12 protein-coding genes are annotated in these 15553 nt (G+C 71.4%); 9 read left to right on the top strand and 3 right to left on the bottom strand.

Annotation, left to right across the window (positions count from 1 at the left end; translation table 11 throughout):
• Positions 1-103 precede the first annotated feature (103 nt).
• From AIF0345_RS09455 to ppk2, 4 genes are all read left to right on the top strand, one after another.
• Positions 104-1852: an ABC transporter ATP-binding protein gene (locus AIF0345_RS09455; RefSeq protein WP_285295989.1), complete on the top strand. Its 1749-nt coding sequence runs from the start codon at positions 104-106 to the stop codon at positions 1850-1852.
• Positions 1849-3843 (top strand): ABC transporter ATP-binding protein, encoded by a 1995-nt coding sequence (locus AIF0345_RS09450; RefSeq protein WP_285295988.1) that lies wholly within the window; start codon positions 1849-1851, stop codon positions 3841-3843. The genes AIF0345_RS09455 and AIF0345_RS09450 overlap by 4 nt, the downstream gene beginning before the upstream one ends.
• Positions 3840-4745 carry a TrmH family RNA methyltransferase gene (locus tag AIF0345_RS09445; protein ID WP_404975920.1) on the top strand — a complete coding sequence of 302 codons (906 nt, stop codon included), beginning with the start codon at positions 3840-3842 and terminating at the stop codon, positions 4743-4745. Before AIF0345_RS09450 ends, AIF0345_RS09445 begins: the two co-directional genes overlap by 4 nt.
• Positions 4746-4864: 119 nt before the next feature.
• Positions 4865-5701: a polyphosphate kinase 2 gene (ppk2, locus tag AIF0345_RS09440; protein WP_043558498.1), complete on the top strand. Its 837-nt coding sequence runs from the start codon at positions 4865-4867 to the stop codon at positions 5699-5701.
• A 96-nt stretch (positions 5702-5797) separates the two neighbouring features.
• Here the strand turns inward: ppk2 and AIF0345_RS09435 are convergent, their stop codons facing one another.
• Positions 5798-7921, bottom strand: coding sequence for a glucose PTS transporter subunit IIA (locus AIF0345_RS09435; RefSeq protein WP_285295987.1), 2124 nt, complete (start codon positions 7919-7921; stop codon positions 5798-5800).
• Between the two features lie 353 nt (positions 7922-8274).
• Here AIF0345_RS09435 and AIF0345_RS09430 point away from each other — a divergent pair, with 353 nt between their 5' ends.
• The 4 genes from AIF0345_RS09430 to AIF0345_RS09415 all read left to right on the top strand — a co-directional run bounded on the left by AIF0345_RS09430 (position 8275) and on the right by AIF0345_RS09415 (position 12313).
• Complete coding sequence (locus AIF0345_RS09430; RefSeq protein ID WP_285295986.1) at positions 8275-8976, top strand: hypothetical protein; 702 nt, start codon at positions 8275-8277, stop codon at positions 8974-8976.
• 85 nt (positions 8977-9061) lie between these two features.
• On the top strand, positions 9062-10729 hold the full coding sequence (locus AIF0345_RS09425) for an ABC-F family ATP-binding cassette domain-containing protein (protein ID WP_285295984.1): 1668 nt from the start codon (positions 9062-9064) through the stop codon (positions 10727-10729).
• Between the two features lie 179 nt (positions 10730-10908).
• On the top strand, positions 10909-11304 hold the full coding sequence (locus AIF0345_RS09420) for a HesB/IscA family protein (RefSeq protein ID WP_043558169.1): 396 nt from the start codon (positions 10909-10911) through the stop codon (positions 11302-11304).
• Between the two features lie 103 nt (positions 11305-11407).
• Positions 11408-12313 (top strand): FKBP-type peptidyl-prolyl cis-trans isomerase, encoded by a 906-nt coding sequence (locus tag AIF0345_RS09415; RefSeq protein WP_043558167.1) that lies wholly within the window; start codon positions 11408-11410, stop codon positions 12311-12313.
• Positions 12314-12403: 90 nt separating this feature from the next.
• Here the strand turns inward: AIF0345_RS09415 and AIF0345_RS09410 are convergent, their stop codons facing one another.
• Positions 12404-13027 (bottom strand): superoxide dismutase, encoded by a 624-nt coding sequence (locus AIF0345_RS09410; RefSeq protein WP_043558165.1) that lies wholly within the window; start codon positions 13025-13027, stop codon positions 12404-12406.
• Positions 13028-13195: 168 nt separating this feature from the next.
• Here AIF0345_RS09410 and AIF0345_RS09405 point away from each other — a divergent pair, with 168 nt between their 5' ends.
• Positions 13196-13639, top strand: a complete 444-nt coding sequence (locus tag AIF0345_RS09405) for a DNA-binding transcriptional response regulator (protein WP_285295982.1) — start codon at positions 13196-13198, stop codon at positions 13637-13639.
• A gap of 140 nt (positions 13640-13779) precedes the next feature.
• Here the strand turns inward: AIF0345_RS09405 and AIF0345_RS09400 are convergent, their stop codons facing one another.
• A complete protein-coding gene (locus AIF0345_RS09400) occupies positions 13780-15537 on the bottom strand; it encodes a DEDD exonuclease domain-containing protein (RefSeq protein ID WP_267489896.1) in 1758 nt (585 codons plus the stop codon).
• Between the last annotated feature and the right edge of the window lie 16 nt (positions 15538-15553).

Here is a 15553-nt window from a genome sequence, read left to right as displayed (position 1 = left end):
TCGCGCCGGTCGCATTGATCAACGGCGTGAACCGCGTCCCAAAACGCCTCCGCCGCCGGGGAGACCAGGACAGTGCTCGATGAACGGTCTTAGTCTCCCTGGTGTGCTGCTCACGACCCTTCGTCGCTACCTGGGCCCCTACAGGGGTTTTCTGCTGACGATCCTGCTGCTCAAGATCGTCGAGACGATCGCGGCGCTGTCCCTGCCGACCCTGAACGCCGGCATTATCAACGACGGCGTCGTGGCCGGTGACACGAACAAGATCTGGAGCCTCGGCGCCCAGATGCTCGCCATCACGGTCGTCCAGGGGAGCGTCGCCATTGTCGGGGCCTACCTCGCGGCCAGGGCCTCCATGGGGCTCGGCAGGCAGATGCGCAAGGACATCTTCGGCCACGTCCAGCGCTTCAACCTCGAGGAGGTCTCGCGCTTCGGCGCCCCCTCACTCATCACGCGCTCCACCAACGACATCCAGCAGATCCAGATGGTCGTCTTCATGGTCGCGACCATGATGCTCATGGCGCCGATCATCCTCGTGGGCGGCACGGTGATGGCCCTGCGCGTGGACGTGCCCCTGTCCTCCCTGCTGCTCGTGCTCATCCCCCTGCTGCTCGCCGTCGTCGGCGTCCTCGCCGGCCGCCTTCTGCCGCGCTTCCGCACCATGCAGGACCGCATCGACCGCGTCAACCTGGTCATGCGCGAGCAGATCCAGGGCGTGCGCGTCATCCGCGCCTTCGTGCGCCAGAAGGAGCGCGGCGAGGTCTTCGCCCGCGCCAACGACGAGCTGACCGACACGTCCCTGCGTATCGGCTACCTCTTCGCCCTGCTCTTCCCCTCGGTCACGATCATTATGAATCTCGCCTCCCTGGGCGTCATGTGGTTCGGCGGGCTGCGCATCGGCGACGGCCAGATGGAGGTCGGCGACCTCACGGCCTTCCTCAACTACATGATGCAGATCCTCTTCTCGGTCATTATCGCCGTCATGCTCGTGACGCTCCTGCCGCGCGCCCAGGTCGCGGCCGACCGCTTCCAGGAGGTCCTCGCCGTCGAACCCGCCATCAGGGCACCGGCCGAGCCCGCGCACCTGCCTGTCGCCGCCGGGCCGGGCCGCGGGCGCCGCGTCCGCCTGGACGGCGTCACCTTCCGCTACCCGGGCGCCGCCTCCCGCGTCCTGGCCGACATCACCCTCGACATGGCCCCGGGCACCACGACCGCCTTCATCGGCTCCACCGGCTCGGGCAAGACGACGCTGGTCAACCTCCTGCCCCGCCTGCTCGACGTCACCGAGGGGGCGGTGAGTCTCGACGGCGTCGACGTGCGCGACCTCGACCCCGTCGAGCTGCGCCGGGCCGTCGCCACCGTGCCCCAGAAGGCCTACCTGTTCTCCGGCACCATCCGCTCCACCCTCCGGCACGGCAGGCAGGACGCCACCGACGCCGAGCTGTGGAGCGCCCTCGAGGCCGCCCAGGCCGCGGGCTTCGTCCAGGGCCTCGACGACGGCCTCGACCACGAGGTCGACTCCGGGGGCGTCAACTTCTCCGGCGGGCAGCGCCAGCGCCTCGCCATCGCCCGCGCCCTCGTGCGCGAGGCGGGCGTCTACATCTTCGACGACGCCTTCTCCGCCCTGGACTACGCCACCGACGCGCGCCTGCGCGCCGGCCTGCCCGGGGCCACCGGCGGGGCCACGGTCGTGATCGTCGCCCAGCGCGTGGCCTCCATCCGGGGCGCCGACCAGATCGTCGTCCTCGACGAGGGGCACGTCGTCGGCATCGGCACCCATGACGAGCTCATGACCGGCTGCCCGACCTACGCCGAGATCGTCCTGTCCCAGATCAGCGCGCAGGAGGCGGCATGAGCCAGGGACCCGGGCCCGCCGCGGCCCCCACCGAGAAGGCCAAGAACTTCACCGGCACCTGGAGGCGGCTCCTGCGCGAGCTGAGCCCCGAGCGGTGGCGCATCGCCGCCGTCGTCACCCTCACCGCCGTGGCGGTCGTCCTCAACGTCGTCGCCCCCAGGGTGCTGGCCCGCGCCACCAATATCATCTTCGAGGGCGTCCTCGGCACGCTCCTGGGCGCACGCGGCCTGCCCGACGGCCTGGCCGGCGACCAGCTCGCCCAGGTGCTGCGAGACGGCGGGCAGGACGGCTACGCCGACATGCTCTCCGCCTACGACGTCGTCGTCGGCCGCGGGCTCGACACCCGCGCCCTCATGGTCGTCCTCCTGCAGGTTCTCGCCCTCTACCTCGCCTCCGCGGTCTTCCTGTGGATCCAGGGGCGGATCCTGGCCGGCGTCGTCCAGCGCACCGGCAGGCGCATGCGCGCCGAGGTCGAGGACAAGCTCACCCGCATGCCCCTGTCCTACATCGACCGCGGCTCGCGCGGCGACATGCTCTCGCGCGTGACCAACGACGTCGACAACGTCACCCAGACGCTCCAGCAGACCCTCTCCCAGGCGCTCAACTCGGTCATCACGGTCGTCGGCGTCTTCGCCATGATGCTCACCGTCTCCGTGCAGCTCTCCCTGGTCGCCCTGGTGACCCTCCCGGTCGCCGCGGCCATCACCCTCCTGATCGCCCGCAGGGCCCGGCCCCACTTCACCGAGCAGTGGGACGCCACCGGGAAGGTGTCCGGCGTTGTCGAGGAGGCCTTCACCGGACGCGAGGCCGTCGCCCTGTTCAGCTCCGAGGAGACTTTCAACCGCCTCTTCGAGACGGAGAACGCCCGCCTCTACGAGGGCTCCTACAGGGCCCAGTGGATCTCCGGCACCATCCAGCCGGCCATGCGCGTGGTGGCCAACCTCAACTTCGTGATCATCGCCGTCGTCGGCGGCATCAAGATCACCAGCGGCACCATGACGCTCGGCGACGTCCAGGCCTTCATCCAGTACTCCCAGCAGTACACCCAGCCCATCACCCAGCTCGCCTCCATGACGAACCTCCTGCAGTCCGGGGCCGCCAGCGCCGAGCGCGTCTTCGAGATCATGGACGCGCCCGAGGAGACCGACACGGCCGCCGCCTCCCTCCCGGAGCGGGTCGCCGGCCGCGTCGTCTTCGACCACGTCCGCTTCTCCTACAGCCCCGGCACCGAGCTCATCACGGACCTGAACCTCGTGGTCGAGCCTGGGCAGACCGTCGCCATCGTCGGCCCCACCGGCGCCGGCAAGACGACCCTGGTCAACCTCCTGCTGCGCTTCTACGACCCCCAGTCCGGCGCCATCACCCTCGACGGCGTCGACACGCGCGAGCTGTCGCGCGACGAGCTGCGCGGGCAGATCGGCATGGTCCTCCAGGACACGTGGCTCTTCGAGGGCACGATCGGCCAGAACATCGCCTTCGGCGCCGACGGCGCCACCCGGGACCAGGTCCTCGCCGCCGCGAGGGCCGCCAGCGTCGACCACATTGTGCGGGCCCTGCCCGAGGGCTACGACACCGTCATCGACGACTCCGGCGCGGGCGTCTCCGCAGGGGAGAAGCAGCTCATCACGATCGCGCGCGCCTTCCTGGCCGACCGGCAGATCCTGGTGCTGGACGAGGCGACCAGCTCGGTGGACACCCGCACCGAGCTGCTCGTCCAGAAGGCCATGGTGGGGCTGCGCGAGGGCCGCACGAGCTTCGTCATCGCCCACCGCCTGTCCACCATCCGCGACGCGGACATCATCCTGGTCATGGAGCACGGCGACATTGTCGAGCAGGGCGGCCACGACGAGCTCATCGCCGCTCGCGGCGCCTACTACGAGCTCTACCAGAGCCAGTTCCACGGTCCCGCCGTCGCCGAGGCCCCCGCGGCCGAGCGCAACCCGCTGCTCGCCGACGTCGGCCGCGACTCCAGGGGCGCGCGCCGCTCGTGATCATCCGCCTCGACAGCCCTGATGGGGCCGACGGTCCCGGGCCGGCCGGAGACGGCCCTGGGCCGGCCGCCCTGCTCGCGGACTACACGAGCCTGACCGACGTCGCCCTGCGCCGCCGCCTGGAGACCGAGCGGGGCCTGTACATGGCCGAGTCCACCAAGGTCATCGCCCGCGCCGTCGAGGCCGGCCACGCGCCCCGCTCCTTCCTCATGGCCGAGCGCCACTACCGGCAGATGCGGCCCCTCATTGCCGCCGCCGTGGGCTGCGGGGGAGCGGACGACGGCGGGGACGTGCCCGTGTTCCTGGCGCCGGAGGAGGTACTGGAGTCCATCACCGGCTTCCACCTGCACCGCGGCGCCCTGGCGGCCATGAACCGGCCCGCGCCGGCCGACGTCGGCGCGCTGCTCGCCTCCGCCCGCGGCTCGCGCGGCGCCCGGCGCGTGGCCGTGCTGGAGGACCTGGTCGACCACACCAATGTCGGCGCCGCCTTCCGTTCGGCGGCGGCGCTGGGCATCGACGCCGTCCTGGTCACCCCCCGGTGCGCCGACCCCCTGTACCGGCGCAGCGTGCGGGTGTCCATGGGCGCCGTCTTTCAGGTGCCGTGGACGCGGATCGCCCGCTGGCCCGCTGTGGACGAGCTGCACGATGCCGGCTTCGCGGTGGCGGCCCTGGCCCTGGGCGAGGACTCGGTGAGCCTGGACGACTTCGCCTCCTCGCCGGCGTGCACGGCGGCCGGCTCGAAGGTCGCCGTCGTGCTGGGGACCGAGGGCGACGGGCTGTCCCGGCGCGCCCTGGCCGCGGCCGATGAGGTCGTGCGCATCCCCATGGCCGGGGGAGTGGACTCCCTCAATGTGGCCGCCGCGGCCGCGGTCGCCTTCTGGGCGCTGCGCATCCGCGACTGACGGGCGGGGCCCTCCTGCGGGCCTTCCGCCCGGATGCCGCCATGGAAAGGACGGCGAAGAGCCTGTGCGGTGACGTGATCCGTGCCATACTCGGGCACATGGCGAAGAAGCACCACAAGATGGATCGTTCCCTGTACGAGGCGGAGCTGCTGCGGCTGCAGGCGGAACTGGTCGAGATGCAAGAATGGGTCAAGTCCACCGGAGCCCGGGTCGTCGTGGTATTCGAGGGCCGCGACGCCGCGGGCAAGGGCGGGGCGATCAAACGGATCACCGAGTACCTCAACCCCCGTATTGCGCGGGTGGTCGCGCTTCCCGCGCCCACCGAGCGCGAGCAGACCCAGTGGTACTTCCAGCGCTACATCGAGCACCTGCCCGCGGCGGGGGAGATCCGGCTGTTCGACCGCTCCTGGTACAACCGGGGCGGCGTGGAGCACGTGATGGGCTACTGCACCCCCGAGGAGCACCGGCGCTTCCTGCAGCAGTGCCCGATCTTCGAGCGGATGCTCGTCGACGACGGCATTCTGCTGCTCAAGTACTGGTTCTCCGTGTCCGACAAGGAGCAGTACAAGAGGTTCAAGTCGCGCCTGACCGACCCTATGCGGCGCTGGAAGCTCTCTCCCACCGACCTGGAGTCCGTCACCCGCTGGGAGGACTACTCGCGGGCCAAGGACGACATGTTCGTCCACACCGACATCGAGTCCGCGCGCTGGCACGTGGTGGAGTCCGAGGACAAGCGCAAGGCGCGCATCAACGTGATCCACCACATGCTCAATGCCATCCCCTACCACCACGTCGACCGGCCCAAGATGAAGTTCCCGAAGCGGCCGCCGTCCACCGGCTACCAGCGCACCGATCGCTCCCTGCAGCTGGAGGTCCCCGACTACGCCGCGACGCTGAGCGCCGACAAGGCTCCCGCCGAGCGCTACGTGGACGTCGAGGACGAGGGCATCGGCTGACAGGCCTGCAACACCGGTTCCCCCGGCCCGCGAGATGATCGCGGGCCGGGGGAACCGGCGTTGCGTCCCGGCGGCCCCGGGACTGCTGCCAGGGGCTCAGCCCTCCTCGGCCGGTGCGGTGACGCGGATGAGGGGGGCGCCGGCGGTGACGTCGCCGTCGGGGATGACCTCGACGGAGGTGAACTTGGCGGTGTTGGTGATCAGGACCGGCGTGGTCAGAGGGTAGCCGGCCTCCTCGATAACGGCGCGGTCGACGCGGACGAGCTCCTGTCCGGCGGTGACGCGGTCGCCCTGCTTGACCTTGACGTCGAAGCCCTTGCCCTCGAGGTTGACGGTGTCCAGGCCGACGTGGATGAGCAGCTCGATGCCGTTGTCCAGGTTGATGCCGAAGGCGTGGCCGGAGGCGGGGGCGACGACGACGGTGCCGTCCGCGGGGGCGGTCACCACGATGTCGCCGGTGGGGGTCAGTCCTGCGCCCTTGCCGACGGCGCCGGAGGAGAACACCGGGTCGGAGACGTCCTCCAGGGCCATGACCGAGCCGGTCAGCGGGGCGGCCACCTCGGTGACGGCACCCGGTGCGAGCGCCGGCTTGACCTCCTCGGTCGGCGCCTCGGCGGCGTCCGCTGCGGCCGCCTCGTTGGCGGCCGCGGAGGACGCGGAGGACGCGGAGGACTCCAGGGCGAGGTCCGCGGCGGCCTGGGACGGGTCGGCATCGACGACGCCGGCCGCGGCGAGCGCCTCGGCCCTCTCCTCCTTGGTGCGGTAGCCGAAGGTGACAATGAGGAAGAAGGCCGTGGCGAAGGCCGCGGCGACGGCGATCGCGTAGAGGGCCATCGGGTTGAAGACCGGGATGGTGAGCAGCGAGGTGAAGGCGAAGGTGCCGGTCTTGACGCCGCCGCCGATGCCCTCGATGATGCCGCCGACGGCGCAGCCGACGAGCATGAACGGGTAGATGCGCTTGAATCGCAGGTGGATACCGTAGAGGGACGGCTCGGAGATACCGCCGAGCAGACCGGCGAAGAGCGCACCGGTGGCGGTCTGGCGCATCTCATTGTCCTTGTCGCGGAAGGACCAGACGAGGACGGCGGCCGTGGCGCCGAAGCAGGCGAAGTTCCAGGCGCCCATGGGGCCCTGGATGAAGTCGGTGTGGCCGGTGGAGTCCGAGGCGATGTTCGCCAGCATGAGGGCGTTGAGCGGCCAGTGCAGGCCCAGCGGCACCAGGAAGGGGTAGACCATGGGGATGATAATGGCGAACACGATGGGGGCGTGGCTGTTGAGCCAGAAGAGGGCGGTGCCCAGGCCGGTGCCGATCCACACGCCCAGAGGGCCGATGAGGAAGGCCGTGACCGGCATCATAATGCAGAAGGACAGGAAGGGCACGAAGACCATCTGGACATTGTCCGGAACGACCTTGACCAGGCCCTTGTAGACCAGGGCGAGCACCGCCACCATCATGAGCGGGACGAAGACCTGGCCGCCATAGGCGTTGAGCTGCATGGGCAGGCCGAGAATGTGGGCGGTGCACAGGTCGGAGTTAATGGTGTCGTTGTGGACGCAGGTGGTGCTCGGGTGGTTGGTCAGGTCCAGGAACTCCGGCGTGAGGAGCGCCGTCATAATGGCGGTCCCCACCCACGGGTCGATCTTCAGCTTCTTGGAGGCGTTGTAGGCCACCATGATCGGCAGGAAGTAGAAGACGCTGCGGAACATGGCGTCCACGAACAGCAGCGTGGCGGGCTTCTGGTCATTGGGCAGGTGGGTGTCGATGAGGCCGAAGGCCTCGCAGATGGCCTCGCCGGCGATAATGAGCGAGGCTCCCAGCAGGACCGGCAGCAGCGGGCGGAAGGAGTCCGAGAGGTACTCGAAGAAGGCGTCGACGAGGGCGTTCTTGCCGCGGGTCTTCGCACGGGCCTCGGCCTTGACCTCGGCGTCGGTCTTCGCTCCGGAGCCGGAGGCTCCCCCCCCCGCCTTCATGGCCGGCAGGCTGTTGATCTGCTCGTAGACGCTGGCGACCGCTCCGCCGATGACGATCTGGTAGCGGTCGCCACCCTGCGGGACAGCGCCGAGAACACCGGGGATGGCCTCCACGGTCGCCTTGTCCACGACGGAGGCGTCGTGCAGTTCGAAACGGAGACGCGTCGCGCAGTGGGTGAAGCTGGTGATATTGCCAGGTCCACCGACCGCGGCGAGGATCGCCTCCGGGGTAGAGGTTGTTGTTGTCATCGAGGGCCTTTCGTAGGCCGCTGCGCTCTCCGCGACGGTACGTAAGGAGCGCAGGACCAAGAGTTGGGACCGTCCCAGGCAGCTGGGACTAGCGAACAGGATAGCGCGTGGATCACAGCACGTGGTCAGATCGGGCGCCGGACCTGCGGTCGCGACCCCGTATCGGCCGCGCGGGGCGGCGGAGGAGCTGCGGGGCTCCACAGCCTTCACCTGTGACGGGCCGAAGAAACACACTCACAGGCGGTCAGCGGGGCGGGTGGCCGTGCCCTCACACTCGGATCAGGCGGCGACGGCGCCGCCGGCCTTAGCAGCAGCCGGAAGAGCCCGGCCGCACACTTCGAGGAGCCACCGCCATGACAGCGACGACAGAGACCATTCCCGACATCGACCGGATCAGCCAGTTCGACCGGATCGGCCAGGACCGACCCGACTGCGAGGCGGCCGACGTCGTCCCTGCCCCGGTCCCCCCGCCGGGGGAGGACCGCTGGGACCAGGAGGACGCGGGCCTGTACGGGCCGCGCGGCTGGAGCGTGCGGGCCGGCGTGTGGCACGAGCTCGCCTGCTGCCGCGACGACCTGCGCTCCACCGTCATCCCCGCCGAGTACGGCCACGGCCCGGAGGGCCTCATAGCCGCCGACGGCGCGCCCCAGGAGGACTACACGCCCTTCCACGACCTCGGCCCGCGCGTCGCGCGACGCCTCCTGGAGATCCTTCCGGCCGCCCAGCTCCAGGACCGCCAGAACCTCGCCCCCACCCTGGGCGCGCTCCTGCGGGCGTGCGCGCGGGCCGCAGGGCGCGTGCGCCTGTCCGGCTACGGCATCGGCCCGCAGCGCCCCGATGAGCGGGTCACCGTCGAGGGCCTGTGGATCGCGGATGCGGACCTGCTCGAGCTGGAGATCAGTGAGGCCCATGACGAGTACTGCGCGTGCCTCGCCCTGTGGGAGACCGTCCGGACCCGCTACGACCTGGACGCGGAGTCGGTACCCGATGAGGTCCGGTTCGTGCACCGGCACTGGGAGCACGAGCCCCTGGGGACCTGGCTCTGGTGGGACTGAGTCGGCGCCGGGCGCCCCTCGGTGTGACCGATCACCGGGCGCTCCCCGCCGCCGGCGTGCGGGGGAGCGCCCCGGTGCCCGTACCATGGCGCGCGTGATCAACGTCCAGGACCTCACTATGCGCATCGGCGCCCGCCGGCTCGTCGCGGGAGCCACCTTCCAGGTGGGCAAGGGCATGCGCATCGGGCTGGTCGGGCGCAACGGGGCCGGCAAGACCACGATGACCAAGCTCCTGGCCGCCGCCTCGGTCTCCCAGGGCTCCGGCCAGGCCGTCGCCGACGCCGATGAGCGCCACGGCCTGGAGGCCGTCGAGCACGAGGGCACTATCGCCTGCAACGGCTCGGTCGGCTACCTGCCCCAGGACACCAAGGTCGGCGACCTCACCGAGATCGCCCGGGACAGGATCCTGTCCGCCCGCGGCATCGACGCCCTGCTCACCCGCATCCGCAGGGCCGAGGAGCGGATCGCCACCACCGAGGGGGCGGCCCAGGCCAAGGCCATGGACCGCTACGCGCGCCTGGACCACGAGTTCACCATGGCCGGCGGCTACGCCGCAGCCGGCGAGGCGGCCCGCATCGCCGCCGCGCTCGGCCTGCCCGACCGGGTGCTGGACCAGGCCATCGGCACGCTGTCGGGCGGCCAGCGCAGGCGCGTCGAGCTGGCCCGCGTCCTGTTCCAGAAGCCCGACACGCTCCTGCTGGACGAGCCCACCAACCACCTCGACCACGACTCGGTCCTGTGGCTGCGCGACCACCTGCGCGCCTACTCCGGCGGCTTCATCGTCATCAGCCACGACGTCGACCTCCTGCGCGACACCGTCAACCAGGTCATGCACCTGGACGCCACCCGCGGCGTCCTGGACGTCTACCGCCTGGGCTGGGACGCCTACCTCAAGCAGCGCGCTGACGACGAGCACCGGCGTCGTCGAGAGCGCGCCAACGCCGAGAAGAAGGCCGCCGCCCTGCGCGCCCAGGGCGAGAAGATGCGGGCCAAGGCCACCAAGGCCGTGGCCGCCCAGCAGATGCTTAAGCGCGCCGACCGGCTCATGGAGGACCTGGAGGCCGAGCAGGTCGCCGACAAGGTCGCCCACCTGCGCTTCCCCGACCCCGCGCCGTGCGGCAGGACGCCGCTGCGCGCCACCGGGCTGTCCAAGGCCTACGGCTCCCTGGAGGTCTTCGCCGGAGTCGACCTGGCCGTCGACCGCGGCAGCCGCGTGGTCGTCCTGGGCCTCAACGGCGCGGGCAAGACGACCCTGCTGCGGCTCCTGGCCGGGGTCGAGGACCCCGACTCCGGGGAGGTCCTCAGCGGCCACGGCCTCAAGATCGGCTACTACGCCCAGGAGCACGAGACCATCGACACCGGGCGCACGGTCGTGGAGAACCTGCGCGCCGCCGCCCCCGGCATGAACGACACCGAGGTGCGCAGCGTGCTGGGCTCCTTCCTGTTCTCCGGGGCCGACGCCGACAAGCCGGCGCGCGTCCTGTCCGGCGGGGAGAAGACCCGCCTGGCGCTGGCCATCCTGGTGGTCTCCAGCGCCAACGTCCTGCTCCTGGACGAGCCCACCAACAACCTCGACCCGGCCAGCCGCGAGGAGATCCTGCGGGCGCTGGCGACCTTCGCCGGCGCCGTCGTCCTGGTCACCCACGACGAGGGCGCCGTCGAGGCGCTCGCGCCCGACCGGGTCCTCCTGCTGCCCGACGGCGACGAGGACCTGTGGAGCCCGGACTACCTCGAGCTGGTCACGCTCGCCTGACCGGGCCCGCCAGGGCCCGACGCGCCCCTCCGGGAGGGAACACGCCCGACCCGGGTGAGTGCCGTCACGCGGGCATCGCCGGGCGGACGACGTAGGGTGGGGGAACAAGACGTCCCACCGGGGCGTTCGGGACCATGAGTTCACATGAGCGCCCGATTGTCCCCTACGAGGAGAATGACATGGCAGAGACGACGCTGACCTCGACCGACACGACCGCCGAGGTCCCCGAGCACGAGGTCCTGCTCACCGAGACCGCCGCCGCCAAGGTCGCCAGCCTCCTGATCCAGGAGGGCCGCGACGACCTGCGCCTGCGCGTGGCCGTGCAGCCCGGCGGCTGCTCCGGGCTGGTCTACCAGCTCTACTTCGACGAGCGCCTGCTCGACGGCGACGCCGTCCGCTCCTTCTCGACCGGCGGCGGCGAGATGGACAGCGTGGAGGTCGTCGTGGACCGCATGAGCGTGCCCTACCTGTCGGGGGCCACCATCGACTTCGCCGACACGATCGAGAAGCAGGGCTTCACGATCGACAACCCCAACGCCGCCGGGACCTGCGCCTGCGGCGAGTCCTTCAGCTGACCCGTCCGCCAGAAGGAGCCCGCGCTCGCTGCCGGGAACGCGGCGCCTCCCACCGGGTGCCGGGCGCCCGCCGGCATCACCCACCCGCACCCAAGGAGACCCCGTGCGCCGCACCCCCTTCGTCGCCCTGACCTCGCTCATCCTCGCCGCTGCGCTCGCCCTCGCGGGCTGCACGGGGAGCCGGGCCGACTCCGAGATACTCCCCGGGGTCTCCGGTGACGCAGGCGCCCAGCCGACACTCACCTGGAGCGGAAGCGACGCGCCCGCCGAGCTCACCGTGAAGACCCTGTCCGAGGGGCAGGGCGAGGAGGTCTCCGCCGACGACCTCGTCGCCGTGTCGTACACGGGCTGGCAGTGGGGCTCGGACCAGCCCTTCGACTCCTCCTACACCAGGGGCGTTCCCGCCCTGTTCCCGCTCTCCGGCGTCATCGACGGGTGGCGCCAGGGCCTTCCCGGGCACAGGGTCGGCGACCGGCTGGAGATGGCCATCCCCGCCGACCAGGCCTACGGCGACAACCCGGGCGAGGGCAAGCCCTCCGGGCCGCTCGTCTTCGTGGTCGAGATCAGGTACGCGGGCACGCTCGAGGAGATAGCGGCGGGGACCGCCGACGCGGCGCCCGAGGGCGGGCAGGCCGTGGCCGACCGGGGCGTGAGCGTGACCGGCGAGCTCGGCTCTGCGCCGTCCGTCGCGGTCGGCTCCGGCGCCGCCGAGCCGACCCAGACCGAGGTGATCGTCCTGGCCAGGGGCACGGGCGAGCCGATCACCAAGGACTCGACGCTGCTGGTCAACGTGGCCTTCTCATCCTGGGACGGCTCGGCCGGCGACTCCTCGTGGACCCGCAAGCAGCCTCAGCTCATCCCCATGTCCTCGGCCACCAACCTCGCCGGGCTCGTGGACGTGCCGGTGGGCTCGCGCGTCGTCGTTCTGGTTCCGGGGGGAGGCAAGGGCCAGAACGGCCAGCCGCTGCCCGCCTACGTCCACGTGATGGATATCGAGGCCGCCGTGTGAGCCCGGCCGTGTAGGCTCACGTGGGCCTCCGCGCGATCGCCCCGCAGCCGTGCGGCTGCGGGGCGATCCGCTGCGACGGGGCGGGCGGCGTCAGCGCACGATGAGGCCCTCGGCGCGGGCCACCGCCGCGGCCAGGCGCTCGGCCACGTCCTGCCAGTTGGCGATGCTCCAGACGGCCTTGACGTAGTCGGCCTTGACGTTGAGGTAGTCCAGGTAGAAGGCGTGCTCCCACATGTCGACCTGGAAGAGCGGGATAGTGCCGACCGGCACGTTGCCCTGCTGGTCGAAGAGCTGGAAGATGACGAGCCCGCCCGACACGGAGTCGTAGGCGAGCACCGCCCAGCCGGAGCCCTGGATGCCCAGGGCCGTGGCGGCGAAGTGCTTCTTGAAGGAGCCGAAGGAGCCGAAGGAGTCCTTGATGGCCTCGGCCAGGTCGCCCTCGGGCTCGCCGCCGGCGCCCGGGGCGAGGTTCTTCCAGAAGATCGAGTGGTTGATGTGGCCGCCCAGGTTGAAGGCCAGGTTCTTCTCCCACAGGTTCACTGCGGCGAAGTCGTCGGCGTCGCGGGCGGCCTGAAGCTTCTCCAGGGCGGCGTTGGCGCCGGCGACGTAGGCGGCGTGGTGCTTGTCGTGGTGGAGCTCCATGATCCGCCCGGAGATGTGGGGCTCAAGGGCTGCGTAGTCGTAGGGGAGCTCGGGGAGGGTGTACACGGCCATGGTAATGCCTTTCGTGGGTCGGTCGCGGTCCACTGCGCAGACGTTTCCATAGACAAGTACTGCAACAGTGCTCAGAATTCATTGTACAGACTGATCTCCGGCTCCAACAGGCGCTGTTCTGTGATTACACTGACCGTGGAACCGTCCCGCCCCATCATGGAGGACAGCATGGCCGACCAGGTCGCGACCGCCCGCCTCGAGATCCTCGTCTTCTCCGACGACGCCGCGGTGCGCCGCCAGGTGAGGGAGGGGGTCGGCCGCCGCCCCGCCAAGGGCCTGCCGCTGGTGAGCTGGACGGAGGCCGCCACCGCCGAGGGCGTGCGCATGGCGCTGAAGGACCGGGCCAAGGAGGGCAGGGCCCCCTTCGACGCCCTGGTGCTCGACGCCGAGACGAAGAAGCTCGGCGGCATGGGGCTGGCCCACGAGCTGTTCACAGAGCTCGACAGACGCCCGCCGGTGGTTCTCCTGACCGCCCGCCCCCAGGACGACTGGCTCGCCGCCTGGTCCAAGGCCGAGGTCGTCGTGCCCCGTCCGCTCGATCCGATGGCCCTCCAGGAGGGCGTGACCAGGGCCCTTCAGGCGCGCCCCGGCACGGTCGTCCCCGCCGGCTGACCCGGCCCGACCGGGGCGGTTGCGCCAGGCGGGCCTCAGGTCGGCGTCCCGGACTGATCTCGACGCGGAGGTGAACCGATCTCGAGCCGGAACTCGACCGATCTCGGTACGGAGTACGACCGATCTCGACGAGAGTCGCCTCAGGAGGAGTCGATGACCCGGCGGTACCGGGCGGCCGCACCGACAGGCCAGCTCAGGGCGGCGCAGACGTTCGGCCCCGTACCACTGACGCCGTCGGCGCCGTGCACCTCCACCAGGCGCGCTCCTGCCTCCAGTACCCAGTCCGACAGCAGCAGCGTCTCCTCCACGCTGGTGTCCGCCCCCACGCGCTCGGGCCGCTCCACCACCTGCGCCGTCGCCCGCAGCGTCTCGACGGCCGGGCGTGGATCGGCGCCCGCGGGCGTGGCCATACTGCCGGCCAGCCGCCCCCAGCGCACGGCCACCAGCTCCCAGCCGCCGCCCCGCCTGCGCCGCGCCGCGATCAGGTGCGGGCAGGCCAGCAGCGGGCGCGCCCGCTCCGCACGGCGCACCCCCAGCAAAAGGTGGCGCAGCCGGGCGGTCCACGCCCCGGCCTCCTCATAGCGCTCCTGGGCCGCGAGGGACGACACGCGCTCCAGCACCGGTGCGGCGACCAGATCCACCTGCCCCGACAGGGCGCGCACCGCGGTGGCGGCGTCGGCGGGCGCATCGTCGCGGGTGACCGCCCTCAGGCTTCCACCGTCCCAGGCGCGCAGCCGCAGCACCGACTCCGCCGCGCGTATTGCCTCCCGGGCGGCGGAGCGCGAGGGGAAGGGGCCGACGGCGGAGCCCACCTCGTCGGTCGGCAGCGCCGTCGTCGTCGCCAGGTGCGGCTCGGGGGAGTCCACCAGGCGGATCCAGGGCTGACGGCACGGCGCCCGGGAGCGGCGGTTCGCCGGAGGGTCGAGCTCGGCGATCAGCCGCAGCTCGCGCACCCGGGCCTCGACCTCGGTGGCCGTCTCAATGATCCGGACCCTCGCGGCGGCGTCGAGCATGCGCGCGACCGTCGTCCGCTTCTCCGCGGCGGTGAAGTAGGAGCGCACGCGGCGGCGCAGGTTGACCGCCGAGCCGACGTAGAGGACCTGGCCGGCGGGAGAGAGGAACTGGTAGACGCCGCTGGCAGCGGGTAGGCCGTCGGCCATGCGGCTCTTGGCCCGGCGCCGCGGGGGCACCGGGTCGGCGGCGGTGGCCAGGTCCTCCAGGTGGGTGACGCCCAGCGGGGCCAGGGCCTCCAGGACGGCGTGCAGGACGTCGACGGTGGCGCGCGCGTCGTCCAGGGCGCGGTGCGTCGGCCTGGTGGGAGAGCCCACGAAGGACGCCAGCGTCCCCAGCCGGTGGTTGGGGACGTCCGAGCGCCCCCAGACCCTGCGCGCCAGGGCGAGGGTGTCCAGCACCAGCGGCTCCTCCCACCCCAGGGCCAGGGCGCGCGCCGCACCGCGCAGGTGGCCGACGTCGAAGCGCGCGTTGTGCGCCACCAGGACCGTCCCGGGAGCCGACAAGCCCGCCCACCGCAGGAAGGAGGCCATGGCCTCGCCCACCGGCGGGGCACCGGCCACCATCGCGTTGGTGATGCCCGTCAGGACCGTGATCTGCGCGGGAATGGCGGTGCCGGGATTGACCAGGGTGGAGAAGGCGCCGTCTGCCCCGTCAATGACGCCGCCCTGGACCCGTACTGCGCCGATCTCGGTGATCGCACGGGCGCCCGGTGCGCCGCCGGTGGTCTCCAGGTCGACCACGACGAAGGTCACCTCCCGCAGGGGCGTGCCCATGTCCTCGAAGGATGCCTGCAGTCCGGCGGGGGCGGCGGAGAGCGCCGGGGCGCCGGCCGGGGAAGGGCCGGATTCCTCACTCAGACGTCTCGCAGGTGCATGGTCGGCCACGGTGCGAGGCTAGACT

The organism is Actinomyces israelii (assembly GCF_030253495.1).
Classification (GTDB): domain Bacteria; phylum Actinomycetota; class Actinomycetes; order Actinomycetales; family Actinomycetaceae; genus Actinomyces; species Actinomyces israelii.
This window is presented reverse-complemented; position numbering and strand designations above follow the sequence as displayed.

Coding starts and splice junctions, on each gene's coding strand:
- AIF0345_RS09450 (WP_285295988.1), top strand. CDS start 1,849: ATGAGCCAGGGACCCGGGCCCGCCGCGGCCCCCACCGAGAAGGCCAAG.
- AIF0345_RS09410 (WP_043558165.1), bottom strand. CDS start 13,027: ATGGCCGTGTACACCCTCCCCGAGCTCCCCTACGACTACGCAGCCCTT.
- AIF0345_RS09405 (WP_285295982.1), top strand. CDS start 13,196: ATGGCCGACCAGGTCGCGACCGCCCGCCTCGAGATCCTCGTCTTCTCC.
- AIF0345_RS09420 (WP_043558169.1), top strand. CDS start 10,909: ATGGCAGAGACGACGCTGACCTCGACCGACACGACCGCCGAGGTCCCC.
- ppk2 (WP_043558498.1), top strand. CDS start 4,865: ATGGATCGTTCCCTGTACGAGGCGGAGCTGCTGCGGCTGCAGGCGGAA.
- AIF0345_RS09425 (WP_285295984.1), top strand. CDS start 9,062: ATGGCGCGCGTGATCAACGTCCAGGACCTCACTATGCGCATCGGCGCC.
- AIF0345_RS09430 (WP_285295986.1), top strand. CDS start 8,275: ATGACAGCGACGACAGAGACCATTCCCGACATCGACCGGATCAGCCAG.
- AIF0345_RS09435 (WP_285295987.1), bottom strand. CDS start 7,921: ATGACAACAACAACCTCTACCCCGGAGGCGATCCTCGCCGCGGTCGGT.